Source organism: Nostoc cf. edaphicum LEGE 07299, assembly GCF_015207245.1.
In the GTDB taxonomy this organism is placed as follows: domain Bacteria; phylum Cyanobacteriota; class Cyanobacteriia; order Cyanobacteriales; family Nostocaceae; genus Nostoc; species Nostoc edaphicum_B.
In genome coordinates this window covers 1-5840 of sequence record NZ_JADEXF010000271.1, presented here as the reverse complement: position 1 = coordinate 5840, position 5840 = coordinate 1, and the positions used below count along the sequence as shown (strand labels likewise).

Below are 5840 nucleotides of genomic sequence, written 5' to 3'. Positions count from 1 at the left end.
TTCTAAGGCTGTTGCAAGTTCATCCGTCAGCACAACTAAGTCAGGAATGCGAGTTGTCGCACGAGAACCAGCAACAACAATTTCAACTTTGTTACTTAACCGATTAACTGGAACAAACTTGAGGAAATTTACCAGCAAAAATAGAGATATCTGGACATTTTTTGGGCTTTCGGGTGGCATGGCAACTAACTCACCTGCCACCAGTTCATACTGGTTATCCGTGCCATCATCATAATTCAAATATTCCTCAAGCCTTAAATGTTTGCCAGTGATTGCAGTCATTGAATTATTCAATCCTAAATCCAAAATTAGTCAGTAGGAAAATACTAAAACAGCACCTATTATTCAGTACACTTCATCATTAGTGCCGATATCAATTAGCAAAATTTCTTCTTCCCCAGATTCTATATTTTGCACGAAGTTAAAGACAATGCGACAATCATAGTCCACTGAACACGCCCAAGCTCCAGACAGTTTGCCTTTAAGTTTATGAGTCTGAACAATGGATCAAATGGATCGACGGTTAGTAGTGCTAACCGCTCTCCAATCCGCTCTTGTAATTCTGGCTGTCGTCGTACCAATTGCTTAAATGCTCGTTAAAACAATGATGCCAAAACTACAGTTATCACTTGCGTAACTCATCCATTATTTGAGTAACTGTACCACGGAACACTTTTCCCGACTGGTATTCTACTTGTGCTTGAGCGATATGAGCAGCAATTTCAGAACGCCGCCGTTCTGCCAACCGATGACTTATCAGATCAATTAGTGTTTCTTGTTCATCTACTGATAAGTCTTCAATACTTTCTAGAACTCGATCTAACCTGGAAATTGAGGTCATTATTTATTGTTACCTTGCTTGCAGTACATAAACATTACATAAGTCCTAAAATTGCTGCAAAAACCGCAAATCGCTAGCATACAACCGACGAATATCATCGATTTGATGTAACACCATTGCAAAGCGTTCTACACCAAATCCGGCAGCAAACCCTGTATAAACTTCTGGGTCATAACCCACAGACTTAAGTACATTGGGATCGACCATACCGCAGCCCATCACCTCCAGCCAGCGACCATTCCACTGCAAATCCACTTCAGCCGAAGGTTCAGTAAACGGGAAATAACTGGCGCGGAAGCGAATAGGTAAATCGCCAAATATTGCTTGTAAAAATACTTTAATTGTGCCTTTGAGGTCTGTAAAAGTTAGTCCCTCATCAATGGCTAAAAGTTCTATTTGATGGAAAACAGCTGAGTGAGTCGCGTCTACATTATCTCGCCGATAAACTCGCCCTGGAGCCACAACCCGAATCGGTGGTTCTTCTCTTTCCATGTAACGAATTTGCACTGATGAGGTATGAGTGCGGAGAAGATTGCCATCTGGCAGGTAGAAGGTATCCTGCATATCACGGGCGGGGTGGTCAGGCGGGGTATTAAGAGCCTCGAAATTATAGTAATCTGTTTCCATCTCTGGCCCTTGAGCCACGGTATAGCCCATACCAACAAAGATATCCAGTGCCCGGTCAATAATGCCATTGAGGGGATGAATGCGACCTTGGGGGCTGTAAATTCCCGGCATAGTAACATCCAGAGTTTCCGCCTCTAGCTGTACCTGAATTTGTGCGGCTTCCAGGGCGACGCGTTGCTGGTCTAGACTAGTTTGCAAGGATTCTTTGACTGTATTGGCGATCGCTCCAATTTTTGGTCGTTCCTCTGCGCTCATCTGCCCCATACTTCGCAACAGTGCCCCCAGTTCCCCTTTTTTACCCAGATAGTTAACTCTGAGTTCCTCCAGACGTTCTAAGGTGTCGGCGGCTGCGATCGCTTTTTCTCCTTCCTGCCGCAGTGCTAAAAGTTGAGCTTCTAAATTGCTAGTCATTAGTTATTAGTCATTGGTCATTAGTCATTAGTCTATATTCAAAAGCTGTGAAGCGGTCGATAAATAAACTTACAGCCACACCATTAACATCCGCTAAAGGTGAGGGTTGAAACCAAACCTCTGTTTATCAGTTAGAGATGATTGCGCTAGTACAGCGGACGCGTAAATCCAGCTAACATCTCACTTAACTAGACTTGGGGATTGATCAACTTGTCTTAAAGGTAAGCAAAGTTCCACCACACTGTCTAGTGAGTATAAATGTTTTTTTGCTGCTTGTGACCTCAGACATTGACAAACCGCTAATAACAAATAACTAATAACTAATGATCAATGACTAATACTTCTCTACGAGAGGCTGCGCCAACGGCTTCTCTACGAGACGCTACGCGAACGCGGTAGTTGAATCTCGACTTCGCTCGATTACCGCGCAGTCGAAACTCAGTACAAGTGACTAATGACCAATGACTAATGACTATGAAATTACTAATTAGTAACGATGACGGCATTTCTGCTTTGGGGATTCGTACCCTAGCCAACTATTTGGCAGAGGCTGGTCATGATGTGAGTGTAGTTTGTCCAGATCGAGAGCGATCGGCAACTGGACACGGCTTAACTTTACACCAACCTATTCGCGCCGAAATTGTTGAAGGGATTTTTCATCCCGCTATCAAAGCTTGGGCTTGCGATGGTACGCCTTCAGATTGCGTCAAATTGGCGCTGTGGGCTTTGCTAGAGACTCCCCCGGATTTAGTTCTCTCTGGTATTAATCAAGGTGCGAATTTGGGAACTGAAATCTTGTATTCCGGCACTGTTTCTGCGGCAATGGAAGGTTTAATTGAAGGCATTCCCAGTGTAGCGCTGAGTCTGATGAGTCACACATCTAAAGACTTTCACGCTGCTGCTAAGTTTGCCACAGTTCTCGTAGACCAGTTAGCCCAAAAACCGCTGCCAGATTTAATGTTGCTCAACGTCAATGTTCCTGCGGTCAAATGGGAAGAAATTGCCGGAGTTGCTCTCACTCGTCAAGGTCTACGGCATTACACTGATGTGTTTAATAAACGAGTTGATCCTCGTGGAAAAACGTACTACTGGTTAACCGGAGAGGTAATTGAGGATGTGGAACCCCCTAGCGGCTTAAATCTGCCTCAAAATGTACCGACAGACGTAGAAGTTGTACGTAAAAACTACATCAGTATTACTCCGTTACAATACAATCTTACTTACGCAACTGGATTAGAGAAATTATCGGAGTGGGAATTAAATTTTCCTGGAATCATTTGATTTATCAGGGAAAAAATGTGGTTATTCAAATACATCACGGAAAAAGTAGGCTATAACGTAGGGGCACTCTTGAAATAACCGATACACATTCAGCCCAAAACCTGGGATGATTCTCACTGACGTATTTCATTCACATTTACACAATCAGCCAGAAACAGGATATGCTGTTTTACCAAGAAATTCTCCCTCTAGCAAAATCGGTGAGACAGCATAAACTTTAGACAAAATCAGTAACAATTTTTTCATTTATCGCCCGCTCAGTCCAGCAAGCAACACCCATGTCTAGGATAGAGAATCAATTTACCGTACAATTTTGGGGCGTTCGCGGCAGCATCCCCAGCCCAGGGCCACACACTGTTCGTTACGGCGGTAATACCCCTTGCATATCAATGCAAGCGGGCGATAAACGCTTAGTTTTCGATGCTGGCACGGGACTACATGTTTTGGGGCAATCTCTCTTGCGCCAAATGCCGTTAGAAGCTCACATATTTTTTACCCACTCTCATTGGGATCACATGCAAGGTTTTCCCTTCTTTACTCCAGGGTTTGTAAAGGGGAATGACTTTCATATTTACGGCGCGATCGCACCTGATGGTTCTACCATAGAACAGCGCCTCAACGATCAAATGTTGCACCCGAACTTTCCCGTACCCTTGCAAATTATGCAAGCCAATTTAAATTTCTACGACATTCGACCGGGGCAACCAATCCATATCGATGACCTTACCGTAGAAACAGCACCTTTAAACCATCCAGGTGAAGCTGTGGGATACCGCGTCAACTGGCGTGGTGGTGCTGCTACTTACATTACTGATACCGAACATTTTCCCGATCGACTCGATGAGAATGTGCTGTGGCTAGCTCGGAATGCTGACATTCTGGTTTACGATTCTACCTACACAGACGAGGAATACCACTCGCCAAAATCCCCGAAAATTGGCTGGGGACATTCTACTTGGCAAGAAGCTGTAAAAGTGGCACAAGCCGCTAACGTCAAAACTCTGGTGATTTACCACCACGATCCGGCGCACGATGACGACTTTTTGGATCGTGTCGGGAAAGAAGCAGCTGCGAAATTTCCTGGTGCTATCATGGCACGGGAAGGATTAGTACTTCAGATTCCCACTTCAGTTGCCTTATCAGAATCTTTTCCTGTTAGCAAGTTTTCTACTTAAAGATTGCGATCGGAGGAATTGGAGATTTTAGATTAGATTGGTGATCAGAGGCTTTCAGCAGTCATTGGTCATTGGTCATTAGTCATTGGACAAAGCACAAAATCTGTAGCAAGATCCCGCAGGGTGCGCCGACTTCCGGCGATAGAGGAGCGATTCGTCGAGTCCGCATACCCCTGGGGGAAAGTAAGCTAGCTACGCACATCGTCTTGTAGAGAGCGTCTGGCTTCTCTACGAGACGCTCTTACTAGCTTGCTTAAGAGTAGAAATTTTGTAAGAGAGAACAAATGACAAAGGACAAATGACAAATTGGTACTAGAAAACCTGTACTCCTCAAGGCGGTTTACTATAAGGTAGCTTCCTGCTGAGAGCTAAAATAAACCTAAAATCTCAGAATCCACGTGCTAAATTTGTCTAAAAATGGGTGTTCTGTGCGGGTTGCTTTTTCGAGCGAAGGACTACTAACGCCGACTGCTGTTGCCCTTGGCAAGTTTGATGGTGTTCATCTTGGTCATCAAAGGGTAATTCAACCAGTCTTGCACGCTGGTGGTCACTTGTCAGTAGCTAGTAGTCCGCACTCAAAGGAAAATCAACTGACAAATCAAGAATATACCTATTCAACAGTTGTCACCTTTGACCCCCATCCACAGGAGTTCTTTACGGGGCAACCCCGGACTTTGTTAACGCCACTGGATGAAAAAGTCCAACAATTGCGATCGCTTGGAGTAGAACAACTGGTACTACTACCCTTTGACAAAGAATTGTCTGCGTTGACCCCCGAAGAATTTGTCGAAAAAATTCTCGTGCAACAACTGCGATGCCAACGAATTAGCATCGGGCAGGATTTTTGTTTTGGCGAAAAGCGCAGTGGTACTGCTCAAGATTTGCAATTACTCGCCGCCAAGCACAATATTCCCGTTACCATCGTTCCCTTACAAACTTATACAGGTGACTCGCCCACCCAAAGTAGTTGCGTCAGTACTACTCCAACTCAGGATGCCCGCATTAGCACTTCATTGATCCGCCAAACCCTTGAGCAGGGAGACATCGAAAACGCAAATCTACTACTAGGACGCCTCTACTCCCTCATTGGTGATGTCGTCCAAGGTCAACAATTGGGCAGAACAATAGGCTTTCCCACCGCTAACCTCCAACTACCAAAAGAAAAGTTTTTACCCCGCCAAGGAGTCTACGCTGTCCGCGTTTTCACTCTTGATGAAACATCTGATACTGCTCTTGGTGAGAACTTGGGCGTCATGAATATCGGTAATCGTCCAACTGTAAACGGTACTTATTCATCTGCGGAAGTACATTTATTCGATTGGTCAGGTGATTTGTATGGCAAAAAACTGGTTGTGCAGCTAGTTAAATTTTTGCGCCCCGAACAGAAATTTCCTTCTCTCGAAGCCCTGAAAACCCAAATTCAACTTGACTGCGTTGTCGCTAGAGAAGTTTTGAGTGCTTAGTGGGAACAATAGATAGGGCATTGGGCATGGGGCATTGGGCAT

Annotated in this window: 6 protein-coding genes; 3 read left to right on the top strand and 3 right to left on the bottom strand. The window is 44.6% G+C overall.

The window, feature by feature from the left end; translation table 11 throughout:
• From IQ229_RS10165 to pheS, 3 genes are all read right to left on the bottom strand, one after another.
• On the bottom strand, positions 1 to 282 hold a 282-nt coding region (locus IQ229_RS10165; RefSeq protein WP_194043358.1), incomplete at its 3' end, for a Uma2 family endonuclease.
• 343 nt (positions 283 to 625) lie between these two features.
• On the bottom strand, positions 626 to 841 hold the full coding sequence (locus IQ229_RS10160) for a hypothetical protein (protein WP_194043356.1): 216 nt from the start codon (positions 839 to 841) through the stop codon (positions 626 to 628).
• Positions 842 to 886: 45 nt separating this feature from the next.
• Positions 887 to 1879: a phenylalanine--tRNA ligase subunit alpha gene (gene pheS, locus IQ229_RS10155; protein ID WP_012407694.1), complete on the bottom strand. Its 993-nt coding sequence runs from the start codon at positions 1877 to 1879 to the stop codon at positions 887 to 889.
• Positions 1880 to 2353: 474 nt separating this feature from the next.
• On the opposite strand from pheS, the gene surE reads away from it, so the two are divergent.
• From surE to IQ229_RS10140, 3 genes are all read left to right on the top strand, one after another.
• Positions 2354 to 3160, top strand: a complete 807-nt coding sequence (surE, locus tag IQ229_RS10150; protein WP_194043354.1) for a 5'/3'-nucleotidase SurE — start codon at positions 2354 to 2356, stop codon at positions 3158 to 3160.
• A gap of 278 nt (positions 3161 to 3438) precedes the next feature.
• Complete coding sequence (locus IQ229_RS10145) at positions 3439 to 4335, top strand: MBL fold metallo-hydrolase (RefSeq protein ID WP_194043352.1); 897 nt, start codon at positions 3439 to 3441, stop codon at positions 4333 to 4335.
• A 398-nt stretch (positions 4336 to 4733) separates the two neighbouring features.
• Positions 4734 to 5798 (top strand): bifunctional riboflavin kinase/FAD synthetase, encoded by a 1065-nt coding sequence (locus IQ229_RS10140; protein ID WP_194043350.1) that lies wholly within the window; start codon positions 4734 to 4736, stop codon positions 5796 to 5798.
• Positions 5799 to 5840 lie beyond the last annotated feature (42 nt).

Coding starts and splice junctions, on each gene's coding strand:
- IQ229_RS10160 (WP_194043356.1), bottom strand. CDS start 841: ATGACCTCAATTTCCAGGTTAGATCGAGTTCTAGAAAGTATTGAAGAC.
- pheS (WP_012407694.1), bottom strand. CDS start 1,879: ATGACTAGCAATTTAGAAGCTCAACTTTTAGCACTGCGGCAGGAAGGA.
- surE (WP_194043354.1), top strand. CDS start 2,354: ATGAAATTACTAATTAGTAACGATGACGGCATTTCTGCTTTGGGGATT.
- IQ229_RS10145 (WP_194043352.1), top strand. CDS start 3,439: ATGTCTAGGATAGAGAATCAATTTACCGTACAATTTTGGGGCGTTCGC.